Source organism: Rhizobium sp. GR12 (assembly GCF_036596185.1).
Classification (GTDB): Bacteria; Pseudomonadota; Alphaproteobacteria; order Rhizobiales; family Rhizobiaceae; genus Agrobacterium; species Agrobacterium nepotum.
Map to the genome: position 1 here is coordinate 16,425 of NZ_JASXTH010000005.1, position 16,744 is coordinate 33,168.

Annotated in this window: 15 protein-coding genes; 3 read left to right on the forward strand and 12 right to left on the reverse strand. The window is 59.7% G+C overall.

The features are described from left to right. Positions 1–27 precede the first annotated feature (27 nt). Both QSK43_RS09835 and QSK43_RS09840 read right to left on the reverse strand, forming a co-directional pair. On the reverse strand, positions 28–1,914 hold the full coding sequence (locus QSK43_RS09835; protein WP_332303336.1) for an ABCB family ABC transporter ATP-binding protein/permease: 1,887 nt from the start codon (positions 1,912–1,914) through the stop codon (positions 28–30). 111 nt (positions 1,915–2,025) lie between these two features. Then, positions 2,026–4,035: a LysM peptidoglycan-binding domain-containing protein gene (locus QSK43_RS09840; RefSeq protein WP_332303337.1), complete on the reverse strand. Its 2,010-nt coding sequence runs from the start codon at positions 4,033–4,035 to the stop codon at positions 2,026–2,028. 156 nt (positions 4,036–4,191) lie between these two features. Here QSK43_RS09840 and QSK43_RS09845 point away from each other — a divergent pair, with 156 nt between their 5' ends. Together QSK43_RS09845 and QSK43_RS09850 are read left to right on the forward strand one after the other, a co-directional pair. Further along, positions 4,192–4,812, forward strand: coding sequence for a TIGR00730 family Rossman fold protein (locus QSK43_RS09845; RefSeq protein ID WP_332303338.1), 621 nt, complete (start codon positions 4,192–4,194; stop codon positions 4,810–4,812). Between the two features lie 194 nt (positions 4,813–5,006). Then, positions 5,007–6,767, forward strand: a complete 1,761-nt coding sequence (locus tag QSK43_RS09850; protein WP_332303339.1) for a peptidoglycan D,D-transpeptidase FtsI family protein — start codon at positions 5,007–5,009, stop codon at positions 6,765–6,767. Positions 6,768–6,773: 6 nt separating this feature from the next. Here the strand turns inward: QSK43_RS09850 and rarD are convergent, their stop codons facing one another. Then, positions 6,774–7,682: an EamA family transporter RarD gene (gene rarD, locus QSK43_RS09855; RefSeq protein ID WP_332303340.1), complete on the reverse strand. Its 909-nt coding sequence runs from the start codon at positions 7,680–7,682 to the stop codon at positions 6,774–6,776. Positions 7,683–8,056: 374 nt separating this feature from the next. On the opposite strand from rarD, the gene QSK43_RS09860 reads away from it, so the two are divergent. Further along, positions 8,057–8,314 carry a hypothetical protein gene (locus QSK43_RS09860; protein ID WP_332303341.1) on the forward strand — a complete coding sequence of 86 codons (258 nt, stop codon included), beginning with the start codon at positions 8,057–8,059 and terminating at the stop codon, positions 8,312–8,314. On the opposite strand, the gene QSK43_RS09865 is transcribed toward QSK43_RS09860, so the two are convergent. From QSK43_RS09865 to QSK43_RS09905, 9 genes are all read right to left on the reverse strand, one after another. Beyond that, positions 8,295–9,383, reverse strand: coding sequence for a helix-turn-helix transcriptional regulator (locus QSK43_RS09865; protein ID WP_332303342.1), 1,089 nt, complete (start codon positions 9,381–9,383; stop codon positions 8,295–8,297). The two genes, QSK43_RS09860 and QSK43_RS09865, sit on opposite strands and share 20 nt — an antisense overlap. A 91-nt stretch (positions 9,384–9,474) precedes the next feature. Next, positions 9,475–10,431, reverse strand: a complete 957-nt coding sequence (pip, locus tag QSK43_RS09870; protein WP_332303343.1) for a prolyl aminopeptidase — start codon at positions 10,429–10,431, stop codon at positions 9,475–9,477. Next, the gene (locus QSK43_RS09875; RefSeq protein ID WP_332303344.1) at positions 10,428–10,892 is read right to left on the reverse strand and encodes a GFA family protein; all 465 of its coding nucleotides are present in this window, start codon (positions 10,890–10,892) and stop codon (positions 10,428–10,430) included. The genes pip and QSK43_RS09875 overlap by 4 nt, the downstream gene beginning before the upstream one ends. After that, complete coding sequence (locus tag QSK43_RS09880) at positions 10,892–11,365, reverse strand: GFA family protein (protein ID WP_332303345.1); 474 nt, start codon at positions 11,363–11,365, stop codon at positions 10,892–10,894. Before QSK43_RS09880 ends, QSK43_RS09875 begins: the two co-directional genes overlap by 1 nt. Next, a complete protein-coding gene (locus QSK43_RS09885; RefSeq protein WP_332303561.1) occupies positions 11,362–11,730 on the reverse strand; it encodes an endonuclease domain-containing protein in 369 nt (122 codons plus the stop codon). Before QSK43_RS09885 ends, QSK43_RS09880 begins: the two co-directional genes overlap by 4 nt. A 252-nt stretch (positions 11,731–11,982) precedes the next feature. Then, on the reverse strand, positions 11,983–13,368 hold the full coding sequence (gene cysS, locus QSK43_RS09890; protein WP_332303346.1) for a cysteine--tRNA ligase: 1,386 nt from the start codon (positions 13,366–13,368) through the stop codon (positions 11,983–11,985). Positions 13,369–13,579: 211 nt separating this feature from the next. Continuing rightward, positions 13,580–14,320 (reverse strand): SDR family NAD(P)-dependent oxidoreductase, encoded by a 741-nt coding sequence (locus QSK43_RS09895; RefSeq protein WP_332303347.1) that lies wholly within the window; start codon positions 14,318–14,320, stop codon positions 13,580–13,582. Positions 14,321–14,468: 148 nt separating this feature from the next. Beyond that, entirely contained in the window at positions 14,469–15,977 is a 1,509-nt protein-coding gene (gene purF / locus QSK43_RS09900; RefSeq protein ID WP_045016943.1) for an amidophosphoribosyltransferase, read from the reverse strand. 141 nt (positions 15,978–16,118) lie between these two features. Then, complete coding sequence (locus QSK43_RS09905; RefSeq protein WP_332303348.1) at positions 16,119–16,706, reverse strand: CvpA family protein; 588 nt, start codon at positions 16,704–16,706, stop codon at positions 16,119–16,121. Positions 16,707–16,744: the final 38 nt, after the last annotated feature.

Sequence of the window (16,744 nt, forward strand, 5' to 3'; positions counted from 1 at the left end):
GCCCCTGTTCCCTAAGGTTTATGCCCGTCAATGCGCGGGTTCGCCGCGGTCCACCACGCCGAGATCGTCGGTTTCGCGAACATGGCGCAGCATTTCCTCTGCCCTGATTGCCTCGCGCTGGCGGCTCCACATCGAGGCATAGAGACCGTTTTGCGCCATCAGCGAGCCGTGCGTTCCGCGCTCGGCGATCAGGCCTTCCTTCAACACGATGATTTCATCGGCGCTGATGACGGTGGAAAGGCGGTGGGCGATGACCAGCGTCGTGCGGTTTTTCGAAACGATATCGAGCGCGCTCTGGATTTCCTGTTCGGTATGGGTGTCGAGCGCCGAGGTCGCTTCGTCGAGAATGAGGATCGGCGGCGCCTTCAGAATGGTTCTGGCGATCGCCACGCGCTGCTTTTCTCCGCCGGAAAGCTTCAGACCCCGTTCGCCGACCATGGTGGCGTAACCATCCGGCAACTTGCCGATGAAGGCGCTGATCTGCGCCGCATCCGCCGCCGCCGTGACCTCCTCGTTCGTCGCCGAAGGGCGGCCGTAACGGATGTTGTAGGCGAGCGTGTCGTTGAACAGCACCGTATCCTGCGGGACCATGCCGATCACCGAGCGCAGGCTCTTTTGCGTCACGTCGCGTATGTCCTGTCCGTCGATGGTGACGGCGCCTTCCTGAATATCGTAGAAACGATAGAGCAGCCGCGAGATGGTGGATTTCCCCGCACCCGAAGGCCCGACGATCGCCACCGTCTTGCCCGCCGGCACGTCGAAGGAAACGCCCTTCAAAATCGGCCGTTCGGGATCGTAGGCGAAATGCACGTCGCGGAACGAGATGGCGCCCGGCCCGGCCGCAAGAGGTTTCGCGTCCGCTTTGTCGGTGACCTCGGCTTCGACCTCGAGAAGCTCGAACATCTGTTCGATGTCGGTCAATCCCTGGCGGATTTCGCGGTAGACGAAACCGATGAAGTTCAGCGGCACTGAAAGCTGCAGCAAAAGCGCATTGACGAACACGAAGTCGCCGATGGTCTGTTCGCCGCGCTGCACGGCAAGCGCCGACATCACCATCATGACAGTGGAACCGATGCCGAAGATCACGCCCTGGCCGAAGTTCAGCCAGCCAAGTGACGTCCAGATCGAGATTGCCGATTTTTCGTAACGTTCCATGGCGACGTCGAAGCGCTGCGCCTCCATCTCCTCGTTGCCGAAATATTTGACGGTCTCGAAATTCAGCAGCGAGTCGATCGCCTTGGTATTGGCGTCGGTGTCGCTGTCATTCATGGCGCGGCGAATGCCGATACGCCAGTTGCTGGCCCGGACGGTGAACCAGATATAGGTCCAGACGGTGACAACAGTGACCAGCACATAGGAAAAGCCGTAGGACGCCCAGAAGATAATCGCCGTCAGCAGGAATTCGATGAAGGTCGGCGCAGTGTTGAGGATGGTGAAGCGGACGATGGTTTCGATGCCCTTGGTGCCGCGTTCGATAACCCGCGAAAGCCCGCCGGTCTTGCGCTCCAGATGGAAGCGCAGGGAAAGCCGGTGCATGTGCACGAAGGTTCGGTAGGCCAGCTGGCGCACGGCGTGCTGGCCGACGCTGGCGAAAAGCGAATCGCGCAGCTGGTTGAGCCCGACCTGGATCAGCCGCGTCAGATTATAGGCGATGACAAGCGCGACCGCGCCGAGCAGGAAGGCCGGAACCAGACCGGCCATGTCCATTTTGCCATTCAGCGCATCTGTCGCCCATTTGAAGAAATAGGGGACGAGGATCAGCACCAGCTTGGCGACAACAAGGAACACCGTCGCCCAGATCACCCGCATCTTCAGGTCAAGCCGGCCTTCCGGCCACATATAGGGCCAGAGATTGATCAAGGTCTGTGTGGGATTGCTGGAATCCGCCGAAATGGTTTTTTTCTTCGTGGCCATCATTCGCTCCGGTCACTGCCGGAAGCCGACAGCAGGGCGGCGGCTTTGATAAAGCCGCCGTGCTTGTCACAGATAGGATTGTCGCGGGTTCACCGCAACGTCTTCACGCGATCAGGAACCGCTCTTCAGACGCTTGCGGTGAAGTTCTTCCGAATTCGGCAGGGCCTTTTCCGGCACGCCGAAAATCTGGCCGGGCTCGATCAGATCAGGGTTTTTGATCTGGTCCTCGTTGGCGAGGTAGATCGTGGTGTAACGCACGCCCTGTCCGTAAACACGGCGGGAAATCTGCCACAGCGTATCGCCGCGGCGGATGATGACGCTGTTCTGGCTCTCGGCAAGCGGCGGCTGCTCGAATGTCTGCGGACCGGCGGGCGCCTGCGGTGCAGGTGCGGGCGGCGCGATGATGTGGAGTTCGGCAAGACGGCTTGCGAGCGTCGCGATGCCCTTGCCAATCCCCGCCACGTCGTTCGGCCATGCCTCTACCGATGTCAGCAGCTGACGCGCCTTGGCGGTGATGTCGCCTGCAAAGGCGGTGAAGGACGGCTCCGTGCCAGCGGCAGTGCGGAACTCGGAGAGCGACTTGAGACCGATCACCACGGCGGAGCGACCGGCAATGGCCTGATCGAGCGCCGGTGTCGCCTGATCCTTGTAGAGATTGGACAGAATGCCGAAGGCCTTGGCGACATCCGTGCGCAGTTTTTCGAAAGCGGCGCGGTCGCTTGCTGTGCTCTGGTTCTCAGCGGGCGCGGCGGTCGTTGCGACAGAAGGCGAGGCGGTGGCCGGGGCCTGCATGGCGACGGTTGCCTGATCGGTCTGCGGACGCTCGAAAGGAACGCGCACGCGCAGCTTCACCGTGCCGTCGGCATTCAGTTCCTCGACAGTGATGATATGGCTGCCGACGGAAAGTTCGACATTGCCCTCAATGACGAAATGGCCCGAAGCTTCCGTGGTGCTTTTGCCGATTTCCTTGTCGTCGACCAGCGCGCGCACCGTCGAAGCGGCGGGTGCGGAACCCGCGACGAAAATCTTCGATCCTTCGAATTCGACGGCGGTGACCTGAACGGTTGCGGTCAACGGGGCAGCGGGGGTCGCGCCGGCAGCGGACGGAGCCGTCGTGCCGGCGGTGGGCGCGGTCGTGTTGTTGGCCGTTGTCGTTGCAGGCTGTTGCTGTTGCGCGGGTTGGAGCGCGGAGGGTGCAGCCTCCGGCATGGCGAGCACGCGGCTCGCTTTGCCGGGCTTGGAAACCATGGCCAGAAGTTCGCCCGCCTTGCCATCAGGCACGGACACGGTCGCCACTTCTTCGGATTGCGTCGCCTTGCCGTTGGTGTCGGTCGAGCGCAGCACCAGCTCATGGTCGCCGGGCGGCAGGGGATTGTCGAAAACGGCGGCGAAATCGCCCGTACCGTCGATTGTCGTCTGGGCGACCACCTTGCCGTTGCTGAGAATTTCCAGCTTGGAGCCGGGCTGTGCCTTGCCTGCAATCACGGCCGAGCCATCCGGTTCGACGCGCAGCACGTCGAAGGTTGGCGCACCGGAAGAGGTCTGCGCAGCATCGGTCGGTGCTGCGGCGGGCTTTGCCGGTACGGGCGCACCATCGTCAGTGCCGGTGAAGACGCCCGCGAGACGGCGAACCTGTGCGGCGGCAGCGGCCGCACTTTCGGGCAGTCCGCGCAGGAAGACGGTGGTGCGTTCGGCCGCAGCGCGCGCCGTGGTGATGAGGCGTGACGTCGTTTCGTCCAGCGTCTCGGGAATTTCGATATTGGTGAGTTCCTTGAGCGATGCCTCGACATTTTTACGTGCCGTCGCGAAATCGGCGTCGGAAGGAACCTTGCTATCGGCGAAAAGCGTGGTCAGATTCTTGATCGACTGGGTTGCGGAAGCCGCCAGGCGTCCCACCTTGTCGGCGATATTGGCGGTCTCTTCGGCCGCGTCGGATAGAATATCACCCGCCTTGTCGCCGCCCATTTCAACGCTGTTCTTCACCGCGTTGCCCGCCTCGTTGATGGCGTCGCCGATCGGTTTGCCGTCATTGGAGATCCTCGGCAGGACGAAAAAGATCATGAGCAGGGACGCAACGCCCAGCACGATCAGCGCCAGCAAACCGGCTTTATTGTTTTTCATCCTGGAATCTCCGGGTATTGTAAGCTTTTTACACGAGTTGAGATTGCTAGCGTCTTACCTTGCCCCAGACAAGCGGCGTGGCCGTAAAAGGCCATATTTGCAAGGGATTTCCCAAATTTTCTTGACGTGCCGCATCCAGCATAGTTCCTTCACTTGATGACGGACAAAAATACAGCGATTCGATCCATCTGCGTTTATTGCGGCTCCCAGCCCGGACGTGATCCCGCCCACATGGAAGCAGGCCGCGCGCTTGGGAAATCCATTGCCGAAAACGGCATTCGCCTCGTTTACGGCGGCGGCACCAAGGGCATCATGGGCGCGGTTGCCAGCGGCGTTCTGTCCAATGGCGGCGAAGTAACCGGCATCATACCGGAATTTCTGGTCGATATGGAGGCGACGCGCCATTCTCTCGGACAATTGAACGAGCTTGTCGTCACCAAGGACATGCATGAGCGCAAACATATGATGTTTGAGCGCTCAGATGCCTTCGTGACCCTGCCGGGCGGCGTCGGCACGCTGGAAGAGATCGTCGAGATCATGACCTGGGCCCAGCTCGGCCGTCATGCCAAGCCCATTGTTTTTGCCAATATCAACGGCTTCTGGAACCCGATGCTGGAACTCGTGCAGCATATGCGCGATCAGGGTTTTATCCATCGCGCCCATCTTCTGAACCCGCTGGTCATCGACGAGGTGAAGGACATTGTGCCCGCCATCATCGACCGGGCGCTTGCGCAGCAGAACCCGGAAGGCGATCCTTCGGTAATCTCCCGTCTTTAAGCATCGGATGAATATTAACGAACCGCCATGCGGTTCGTTATAGTTTTAAGTGTATATTAATAGAGATTTGACTGCGGCATCTCCCCGCCCGCTGTTTTCATGGCTCCGCGCCCGATCCTGTGCCAGCGTCAATAAGGCGTTGGCTGAGCGCGGAATTTGATTTTCGCCGCCATGAGAGCGGGGCTCACTGGGGAATGATTGCTTTTTTGGTGCGGCTGAAAAGCCGGGCGCATTTTATTATTCAGCGAAGCCCGTTTGAGGGGCGGGACGCGATCCTCGGTTCCGCTGCCCGCCGCCGGGTTGAGGCGAAAAAGAGGCTCGGGCTCCTGATTGCGGTCTTCACCGTCATCTTTGGCGTCGTCGCGGCACGTCTCGTCCAATACGGCCTTGCCGAACCCGTCGCGACCGCATGGGTCAACACCGGCTCCATCGCGGTCGCTTCCAGACCCGATATTGTCGACCGCAACGGCACGCTGCTCGCGACCGATCTCAACATGGTGTCGCTTTATGCCGATCCGCGCAGGATCGTGGACGCGGATGAAGTTGTTGAGAAGCTCGCAACCGTCATCCCCAATCTCGACTGGCGCGAAACGCACCGCAGATTGCGCTCGGATACCGGCTTTCAATGGCTGCGGCGTCAGCTGACGCCGCGCCAGCAGGCGGATATCCTCGACCTTGGTATACCCGGCATCGGTTTCCGGCCGGAAAAGCGGCGCTTTTATCCGGGTGGCCCCACCGCTTCGCATATTATCGGCCACGTCAATGTCGACAATCAGGGCCTTGCGGGGATGGAGCGTTATCTCGACCAGCAGGGGCTGGCCGACCTGCGTGCGACCGGTCTTGCCAGCGGCGCGCCGCTGGAGCCGGTGAGACTGTCGATCGATCTGCGGGTGCAGAACATCGTCCGCGAGGTCGTCCTGAAGGCGAAAAGCGCCTATCAGGCGGAAGCGGCCGGTTCGGTGATACTGGATGTGGAGACGGGCGAGGTGCTGGCCATGGCGTCGGTGCCCGATTACGATCCGAACGAACCTTCCCGCACACTTGCCGATGGCAGCATCGACAGGGAGTATGAAAAAGGCTGGTTCAACCGCATGAGCAACGCCACCTTCGAGATGGGCTCCACCTTCAAGAGTTTCACGCTCGCCATGGGGCTGGATGCGGGCGCGATCACGCTGGGTTCGGTGGTGGATGCGTCGCGGCCGATCCGCATGGGCGGCTTCACCATCAAGGATTTCAGGGGCAGGAACCGCCCGCTTTCAATCCCGGAAGTGTTTCAATATTCATCGAATATCGGCACGGCGGCAGTCGCCGACAAGGTCGGGATCGAAGGCCATCAGCAGTTCCTGACGAAACTGGGGCTTCTCTCCAGAATGGACACGGAAATGCCGGGCGTTGCTACGCCCACCCAGCCGCGCACATGGAAGAAGATCAATTCCGTCACCATCTCCTTCGGCCACGGTGTCGCCACCACCCCGTTGCAGACGGCGGTGGCGGCTGCAGCGCTCATCAATGGCGGCAACCTGATTTCGCCGACCTTCCTGCCGCGCTCCAGAGAGGATGCGGCGGGGCTTTCCCGCAGCGTCATCAACGGAAAGACGAGTGCGGATATGCGCTATCTCTTCAACTGGAACGGCATCAAAGGGTCGGGTCGGGGCGCACAGGTGGAGGGATTTCATGTGGGCGGCAAGACCGGCACCGCCGACAAGGTCATCAATGGCCGTTATGCCAAGGACATCAATTTCAACGCTTTCGTTGCCGGCTTTCCGATGCACAAGCCGAAATATGTCGTGCTGACGATGATCGACGCCCCGAGGACCGGCGTGAATGGAGGGCGCACGGCGGCCTCGACCGCAGCACCCATGACCCGCGAAATCATCGCCCGGACGGCCGCCCTTCTCGGCGTCAAACCACGCTTCGGCTATGACGCGACACCGCAATTGCTGGTCGATTATTGACGGTTGTTACCGCTTGAGCCGCAGCAGGCTTGAGCCGGTATAGATCGCCAGCGCCACCCAGATCATCGCAAACGCCGCCATCCGCACCATGTCGAAAGGCTCCTTGAAGACGAAGATGGCGATCAGGAAGATCATCGTCGGCGCGATATATTGCATGATGCCGATGGTCGACAGCCGCAGGAGTTTTGCGCCGTTGCCGTAAAGAATGAGCGGAACGGCGGTAATGAGGCCGCTGGCGACCAGAAGCCAGGTGTCAGTCGTGTTGCCTGCCATGAAATGCGCCTGTCCGCTGAAGCCCAGCCATGCCATCACCAGCACGGCGGGAACGGAGAGAAGCATGACTTCAAGCAGAAAGCCCTGTGTGGCGCCGATAGGCAACGTCTTGCGGAAGAAGGCGTAGAAGCCCCAGGACACGGTGAGTGCAATGGAAACCCACGGCAGGCTGCCCGCATGCCAGGTGAGGATCGCGACCGCGAGCGCCACCAGAACGATGGCGGCGATCTGTGCGGGATAGAGTTTTTCCTTCAGGAGCACCGCACCGAGAAAGATGCTGAACAGCGGATTGATGAAATAGCCCAGTGCCGCATCGAGCGCGCGGCCCGCGCCGATCGACCAGATATAGACGCCCCAATTGATACTGATAAGAGCGGCCGTGAGGCTGGCCATGGCGAGCATTTTCGGGTTTTTCAGCGCCGTCCTGATTTCCGCCGTCCGTCCAAGCGCGATCAACACCGCAGCGGCGATCGGTACCGACCAGATCACGCGATGCACGATGACCTCGATCGGTGAAATATGCGCGACCGCCTTCATGTAGAAGGGAAGGAACCCCCACAGCAGATATGCGGAAAGCGCGAAAGCAAAACCGCGCGCGCTATCGCCGCCCTCTTGGGCCGGAAGCGTTTTATCGAGTGCCATGGGAATACCGCCAATTATTAGGGATGGCTCTTCATAGCGGATCGGCGTGGCGGCGGCCAATTCATTTCCGTGAAGCGTTCATGAGAAAAACTGCACGGATAAGAGGCGCGTTGCTCTTGAAACAGACCGTTTTCGCAAAAAAATGGCGGATGTTGATAATTTCATATGACCACGTCCGGACACTTCGTGTCCGCAAGCAAGGCTGCTCTACTCTTGGCCTTGCTGTCGTCGTTGCCACTGAAAGCAGGTACGTCGTCTCCAGCATGCAATCGTAATTTGAATTTTGTTTACCGCATGTCCCCCGAATTGGGGACGAAGAAGCTGCATGGTTGTGCAATTTCTGCCGCAGTTCCAGGCAGGAAGATTAAAACTCCATGTTCGACTTTGAAATTGCGGCAAAAATCTCCGGTGCTGTCGGCTATACGCTCGTGGCATTGTTTTTTGCTTTTGAAACACTTCTTGAACAAAAACGGAGCGGAAAAGCGGTGACGTTTGCCGGGGTGTTTGGTTTTGTTCTATGCATTCTCTGGCCCGCCGCCATCATTCTGGTGCTGATCTGGGTGCTTTATAGCTATCTTGCGAGAACAGGATTTTCCAACTGGTGCCGGTCGATCATTTTTCGATGGTTCTGATGCTCGCAATCGCAGCTACGAAGTCCGCCTGACGCGACATTCCTGTTTTGGAGAGGATCGCCTTCACGTGCGACCTCACAGTCTCTCTGCCAACCGATAGCTGGTGTGCCACCGAAGCAACGTCGCTGCCTGTTGCCAATTCACGCGCCACTTTTGCTTCCGCCGGCGTGAGATCGAAAAGGCCCTTGATGACTTCCGCCGAAGGCACGCGTTGGCGGTCGATGGGGGTGACGATCATAAACAATGCCGCATTGGTGAAGATATCGCGCGCGCCACCCTCCACGGGCATCACGTGGACGACGGCAGGAGCGTGATCTTCCATCGTCGGCAGCGGAAAAGAACCGCTTGCGCCGCTTTGCGCCATGCGTCGTTGCTCGAGCAGGCTAGTCAGAAAGGCGTTGGCAGGCGCGTGAAGAAACCGAATTCGCCCGAAGGCAGCCGTCATGATACGCGGCGACATTTGCTCCAGGAGATGGTTTACGGCAATCGCCACGCCATCGGCGCGAAGAACGGCGGCAGGAAGGCCGGCTATCTGCAAAGCCTCTACGGCGGCCCTGACCCGTTCGAATTCCAGTCTGCTGGCCATCGTCGCCGCCCTTGCGAGATGCGGACGAAGGCGATCGAGATATGCGATGGCCTCAGCGCTGACGGGCCCTGTCGCCGCCTTTTTCTCCACCGCGAAGATCATTCGGTCCCCGCTTGGCGATGTAATGAAGGTGGAGGTTCCGAAGCCGTAACCGAGAGGCTGCATGACCTGCGTAAAAATAGGCTGCGAATTGTAGTCCTGCTCGCTGAAATGATCAGCTTCGTCAATGAAGCCCTCATGCTCGATTGTCAGCAGCTTGGCGGCGCGCGAGTTCCGGTTGAGCCAGCCTTCATCCACCATTTTCTGGGTGAGATCGGCAAGAGAGTCCGAGGCGATCGATCGCGCTGTCGTCGTGCTGGTACTGAATAGTGCCGTACCGTGGGCAGACGCGCCGTGAGCCATGATATCCAGCACTTCCTGCCATTTGTCCGGCAGGAATGCTGCTTCGTATATAAGGTCGAGTGTCTTATTGATATCGGTCACGCCATGCCCCGGAATGCGCTGCTTTTACAAAGGTCAACACAGGATACGGGATGTTTGCCAACGACCGGTAAATCCGGTCGATCTGAACGGGCTATTTTCCGGCAAAGCCATCGGTTGCGCGGATCAGCCGATCGAGAATGCCGGGTTCGCTCAACGCGTGTCCGGCCGCCTCGACAATATGGAAATCCGCCTTCGGCCACGCCTTGGCAAGCTGCCAAGCATATTTCAGCGGGCAGGGCATGTCATAACGCCCATGCACGATGACACCAGGAATATCGCTGAGCTTGCCGGCATCGCGCAGCAATTGCCCTTCTTCCAGCCAGCAGCCGTTGACGAAGAAGTGGTTCTCGATCCGCGCAAACGCGATGGCATATTTGTCCTCGCCGAAATCCTCGACGCGATCGGGATCGGTGACGAGAGCGATGGTTGCGCCTTCCCACTGGCTCCATGCCTTGGCGCATTCGAGCTTCTTGGCCTCATCCATGCCGGTGAGGTAACGGTTATAGGCCTGCATCATTGCCCCACGTTCCGCCTCCGGAATGGGCGCGATGAAGTTTTCCCAGCGATCGGGATACATTTCCGAGACGCCGAACTGGTAATACCAGTCCAGTTCCGGCCTCGTGACGGTGTAGATGCCGCGCAGGACCAGTTCGCTGATGCGGTCCGGATGCGTCTCGGCATAAGCGAGCGCCAGAGTGGAACCCCAGGAACCGCCGAAAACCAGCCATTTTTCGAAGCCGCAGAGCCTGCGCAGTTTTTCGATGTCGGAGACAAGATGCCAGGTGGTGTTGGCTTCAAGTTCCGCATGCGGCGTGGAGCGGCCGCAGCCGCGCTGATCGAACAGGACGACGTCGTAAAGTGCGGGATCGAAGACGCGCCGATGTGTGGGGTTCACCCCGCCGCCCGGGCCGCCATGCAGAAAAACCGCCGGTTTTGCACCGCGTGTGCCAACCCGTTCCCAATAGATCGTGTGCCCGTCGCCGACATCGAGCATACCGCTCTCGAAGGGTTCAATCTCGGGATAATAGCTGCGCAATTCTTGCCTCATATCTCACTTTCCTTCGGTGGCCATTCGGCCGTGTCGTGATCCGGGTGCTGGTAGGAGGTGATATCAGCCTCATCGACGCTCTGTTGGATTGCCGGTTTGGTAAACAGCTGCTCGATCCACGGCATGCGCTTGTGGATATTGACCTGCACCTGCGGTTCGATCAGCGCCGGTTCGTCGAATGCGCCGATGGCGATCTCCACGCCATCAGGGTAATGATAGGTCAGCGGCGTGCCGCATTTGTTGCAGAAGCCGCGATGGATTTTTTTGGACGAGCGGAAGAGGGAAGGCTGGCCGCGTGTCCAGGTGAGATGCGCCTGATCGGCGGTCACCAGCGCGCCGAAGAAGTTGCCGAAATGCTTCTGGCACATGCGGCAGTGGCAGATGGATGGCCGGCCGATCTTGCCCGCGTGGAAACGCACGGCGCCGCATTGGCAGCCGCCCGAAAAGCCCGTTTCGCTCATTATCTGTTCTCCGGTGGCCAGGTCTTGGTGTCGTGGTCGGGATGCTGGTAGGAAACCAGATCCGTGAGATAGCTGACTGACGTCAGATCATCTTCCGTGGGGACCGCTGGCAGCGTGTGGATGCTGTCGACGAAATCGATCTTGCGTTCCACCCCCCACTGAATGGTGGGCGGCAGGGCAGCGGGGTCGTCGAAAGCACCGGCGGCAACCGCGATGCCATCCGGAGCCTCATAGGTCAGCGGCGTGCCGCATTCGGCGCAAAAACCGCGTTTGACGACGCTGGAGGACTGAAACCGTTTCGGCTCGCCACGCGTCCATTCAAATTCGACCTCGCGCACCGAAACCAGCGGCGCATAATAGGCGCCGAAAGCTTTCTGGCACATGCGGCAATGGCAGATCGAACTGTCTTTGAGATCACCAGTTGCGCGAAAGCGGATCGCGCCGCATTGGCATCCGCCTGTGTAAGTCGTCATGCTTGGCTCTCCTTTCCCGTTCGAAGAATGTGGAGACAGACATTGTCTATGTCCTTCATAATATCATCATTCCAGAACCGCAGGACGGTCCAGCCGTCTTTCTGCAGCCGAGCAGTTCTTTCGCGATCGTATTGTAACGCTGCCTCGGATGTGTGCTGAAAACCATCGACCTCGACAATGAGGCGATGATCCGAACAAGCGAAATCGACGATAAAACCGGCGATCGGCATTTGTCTGCGGAAACTTAAGCCTTCAAGGCGATGAGCGCGAATGGCGTTCCAGAGTTTTAGCTCGGCATCTGTCATCGTTTTCCGCATCTGCTTTGCGTACTTGCGATGCATCGGGTCTACGTCTGCGTGCGGCATGATTGGGTCCGCCATTTAGCTGCTTTACCCCAGATTGGTTGAGGTAATTCAAAACCGCAAGCGGATTGTGGTGACTGTCAGGCCCCCCTCTGCCCTGCCGGGCATCTCCCCCACAGGTGGGGAGATCAATTGCGGTTATCGCTCGCCCATCTTGAACGCTGAATATGGAGCGGGAGTGTGCTTCCAGTCGATCTCCCCACCTGTGGGGGAGATGCCCGGCAGGGCAGAGGGGGGTAAGCTGCAGACGAGACCCTACCGCTTCAATTCCCAAGTCGTCGTCCGCTCACCCGTTTCCTTATCCTTGCCATCCTTCAACTGAATACCCTTCTCGGAAAGCTCATCGCGCAAACGATCCGCCTCCGCAAAGTTCTTCGCCTTCAGCATTTCAAGGCGCAGCTGCACCAGGGCATCCACGGCCGAAACGATGGCCTCGTCCATTTCCGCCTTCTTCGGCAAAACACCGAGCAGGGCGGCGCTGGCCGCAAAGGCAGGGAGCCTCGAAGGATCGGTATTGGCGGCGTGCGCCAGCGCGTGCAGCGCCTGCACGGCAGCAACCGTGTTCAGGTCGTCGGCCAGTGCATCAAGCACGGTTGCATCCGGTGCGGCGTCGGTGGTTTCGGTCGCAGGCCACTTGGCGAGCAGGCGTTCGGCCTCTTCCAGACGCTTCACCGAAAAATCGATCGGCTCGCGATAATGCGTCATCAGCATCGCAAGGCGAAGAACTTCGCCCGGCCATTGGCGGCCGCCGAATTTTTCCGTGTGCAGCAATTCGTAGATGGTCACGAAGTTGCCCTCGGACTTCGACATCTTGCGGCCTTCCACCTGCACGAAGCCGTTATGCATCCACAGATTGGCCATGACATGCGTGCCATGGGCGCAACGCGATTGCGCGATTTCGTTCTCGTGGTGCGGGAAGATGAGATCGAGCCCGCCGCCGTGAATGTCGAACACTTCGCCGAGGTAGCGACCGGCCATGGCCGAGCATTCGATATGCCAGCCCGGACGGCCTCGGCCCCAGGGGCTTTCCCAGCCGGGTTCGTTATGTGAGGAAAGCTTCCACAGCACGAAATCGCCGGGCGTTTTCTTGTGGGCCTCCACCGCCACACGCGCACCCGCCTGCTGCTCGTCCAGCGGGCGTTTGGAGAGCTGGCCGTAATCCGCCATCGACCGGGTGTCGAACAACACTTCGCCACCCGCCGTATAGGCATGGCCGCGCGCGATCAGCTTCTCGATGAGCCCGATCATTTCAGCAATATAGTCCGTGGCGCGCGGTTCGACAGTCGGTTGAAGGCAGCCGAGCGCGGCCACATCCTCATGGAACTGGTCGGCGGTTTTTTTCGTCACCGCATGGATGGCGTCGTTCAGCGGCAGATGCGGATAGTCGCGCAGCGCCCGCGCGTTGATCTTGTCATCGAGATCGGTGATGTTGCGGGCATAGGTCACATGGCTCTCGCCATAGACGTGGCGCAGCAGCCGGTAGAGAACATCGAAAACGATGACCGGGCGCGCATTGCCGATATGCGCGAAATCGTAAACCGTTGGGCCGCAGACATACATGCGCACGTTTTCAGCGTCGATCGGCGCAAATTCCGTCTTTTCGCGGGTCAGTGTATTGTGAAATTTCAGGCGCAAGGACATGCGGCAGTTCCCTAAAGGCAGAATATTGTCCTGGCCGGAACGTTTGTCTTTGCGACTTTGCGGGAGACGAAAACGATCTGGCCGGTGGTAAACCAGCAAAATTTATTCAGCAGCAGGTGCAGATCGTTGTTTTCATGTCTTGCCTTATGGCGCGCCCGTCTTTTGCGGTCAAGCGTTTCTCTCTTCGCCAGACCGGTCGTCGGCCAAAAGCTTATTCCGGCAGACGGTAGTCCACGAATTTCCGGTCTCGCACCACGAAGAGCTTGCCGGTTTCGGTAAGCTCGGGGGAGGCAAGCGGCAGAATGGCAGCGGCAACCTCGGAAGGGTGCGGTACGGTCGCCGGGTCTTCGCCGGGCATCGCCTGGGCGCGCATGGCCGTGCGCGTCGCGCCGGGATTGATGCTGTTGATGCGCAGCGGCGTCTTTTGCGTCTCCGCAGCCCAGGTGCGGGCAAGGGCCTCCACGGCGGCCTTGGAGGTGGAGTAGACACCCCAGAAGGGACGACAGCTATGCGCGGCGCCCGAAGACAGGATCAGCGCGCGGCCGGCATCCGATTTCAACAGCAGCGGCTCGACCGAACGGATCAGCCGCCATGTGGCGGTGACATTGATGGTCATGACCCTTTCGAAGACTTTCGCCTCGATATGGCCGACCGGCGAAATGACGCCGAGAACGCCGGCATTGGCGACCAGAATATCGAGCTTGCCCCAGCGTTCGAAGATATTGGCGCCCAGTGCGTCGATGGCGTTCATGTCGGAGAGATCGAAGGGAACCAGCGTCGCCGTGCCGCCGACAGCCTTGATGGCGTCGTCCAGATCCTCGAGGCCGCCGACCGTGCGGGCGCAAGCGATGACATGCGCACCGGCCTTGGCGAGTTCCAGCGCCGTGAAATAACCGATGCCGCGCGAAGCGCCGGTAACGAGCGCAATCCGGCCCTTGAGATTGATGGTCATGTTTCCCCCTCCGAAATTCATTCCGCTTCTTTTATGAAGCGACTGACGTCAATCGCAAGCGATCAAAATGCCGCAGCGGGCAAGGCTCAATCGCGCGCAATAAAAAAGCGGCCACCGGAAGCCGGTGGCCGCTTGTTCGTCCGGACTGTCAGCCGTTGCTGGCCAGCATGGAAATCTTGCTGCCCATCGCCTCACCATTCTGGTCGAGAAGGCGGGTGGGATAATCGCCGGTGAAATAATGATCCGTGAATTGCGGGCGCGCATTGTTGCGGTTCTCGCCGCCGACGGCGCGGTAAAGCCCGTCGATCGACAGGAAGGCAAGCGAATCGGCGCCGATGAATTTCGCCATGTCGTTGACATCAGCAAATTGGTTGGCCAGAAGCTTGTCGGCATCCGGCGTGTCGATGCCGTAGAAATCCGGATGGAAGATCATCGGGCTGGCGACGCGGATATGCACTTCCTTGGCACCCGCTTCGCGGATCATCTGCACGATTTTCACCGAGGTCGTGCCGCGCACGATGGAATCATCCACCAGCACCACACGCTTGCCTTCGATCATCGCCCGGTTGGCAGAATGCTTGAGCTTGACGCCGAAAGCGCGGATCTGTTGCGTCGGCTCAATGAAGGTACGGCCGACATAATGGTTGCGGATGATGCCGTATTCGAAGGGAATACCGCTTTGCTGCGCAAAACCGAGGGCTGCCGGCGTGCCGCCATCGGGAACCGGAACGACAACGTCCGCTTCCAGTGGCGCTTCCTTGGCAAGGTTCATGCCCATGTTCTTGCGTGTTGTATAGACGTTGCGGCCGCCGACGACGGAATCGGGACGGGCGAAATAGACATATTCGAACAGGCAGAGACGCTCCGGCTGCGGCTTCGAGGGTTTGCGCGCATCGATGCTGATCGAGCCATCAGGCTGGATTTCGCAGATGATGACTTCGCCGTTTTCAACGTCGCGCACGAATTTCGCGCCGATGATGTCGAGAGCGCAGGTTTCCGAGCAGAAGATCGGCTTTCCATCAAGCTCGCCCATGACCAGCGGGCGGATGCCGATCGGGTCTCGCGCGGCGATCAGCTTGGTGCGCGTCATGGCCAGCATCGAATAGCCGCCTTCCATCTGGCGGATGGCGTCGATGAAGCGGTCGGCGGTGGAGCTGTGGCGCGAACGGGCGATGAGGTGCAGCACGACTTCGGTATCCGATGTCGACTGACAGATGGCGCCGGTGGCGATGATCTGGCGGCGAAGCGTCAGGCCATTGGTGAAATTGCCGTTATGGGCAATCGAAATGCCGCCTTCTTCCAGCTCGGCAAACAGCGGCTGCACGTTGCGCATCGCCACTTCGCCTGTCGTGGAATAGCGGGTGTGGCCAATCGCGATGGAGCCGGGCAGGCGGGCAAGCGTTGCCGGATCGGTATAGTGATCGCCGACGAGGCCCATATGCCGTTCCTGATGGAAGCGCTTGCCGTCGAAGGAGACGATGCCCGCTGCCTCCTGGCCGCGATGCTGAAGCGCATGCAGGCCGAGAGCGGTCAGGGCGGAGGCGTCGGCATGGCCGAGAATGCCGAAGACGCCGCACTCTTCGTGCAGCGTGTCGCCGTCGATCTCTTCATTGAACGTGGCCTCATGGAACTTGGAATGCGAAAGCGGCTCAATCATCCGGCTTGCCCTTGCTCTCTAACGAGAAAAAACGAAAGACCTCCCCCCGGTGAGTTTGTCTCCCGGTCGGCCTGTCTGTGTCGTGCTTGATATTTAGCACAAATAGCGCGCCTTGCATGCATTGCAAGGCGCGACACTGTGTCAATTATTCGTTGCCGGCGGATTTGTTGCCGGTACATCTTCCGCAGGCGCCTGGGCTGCTGCCGGCTCCTGCTGTTTTCCGAGAATGCGGGCGCGGATCTGCGGCTCGATATCATCGGGCAGGACCGCTTCAAGCTTGCCCACCAGCCCGTCAAGGAAGGGCTTGGACTTGGCCTGGGTTACCCATTGCGGCTGCGTCTTCACATCCACCAGCCAGTTCCAGAAGGCGACCGCGACGACCAGCAGCAGAATGCCGCGCGCTGCGCCGAACAGGAAACCGAGCGTGCGATCCAGCGCACCGATGCGGCTGTCGATGATGAAATCGGCAATGCGCGAGGTGATGAAGGAAATGACGACGAGGGAGATGAGGAAGACGACACCGGCCGAACCGGCAATGGCGATCTTGTCGTCATCGGTATAGTTGCGCGCATAGGGCAGCAGGATCGGATAAAGATAATAGGCGGCGGCGACCGAACCCGCCCAGCTCGCGATCGACAATATCTCACGGGAAAAACCGCGTACCATCGCGAGAATGGCGGAGAAAAGAACAACGGCGATGACGATGCCGTCGAAAATTGTAATGGGCATATACCAACTCCGGAGGTGCGACGCCTTGTCAGACGCTG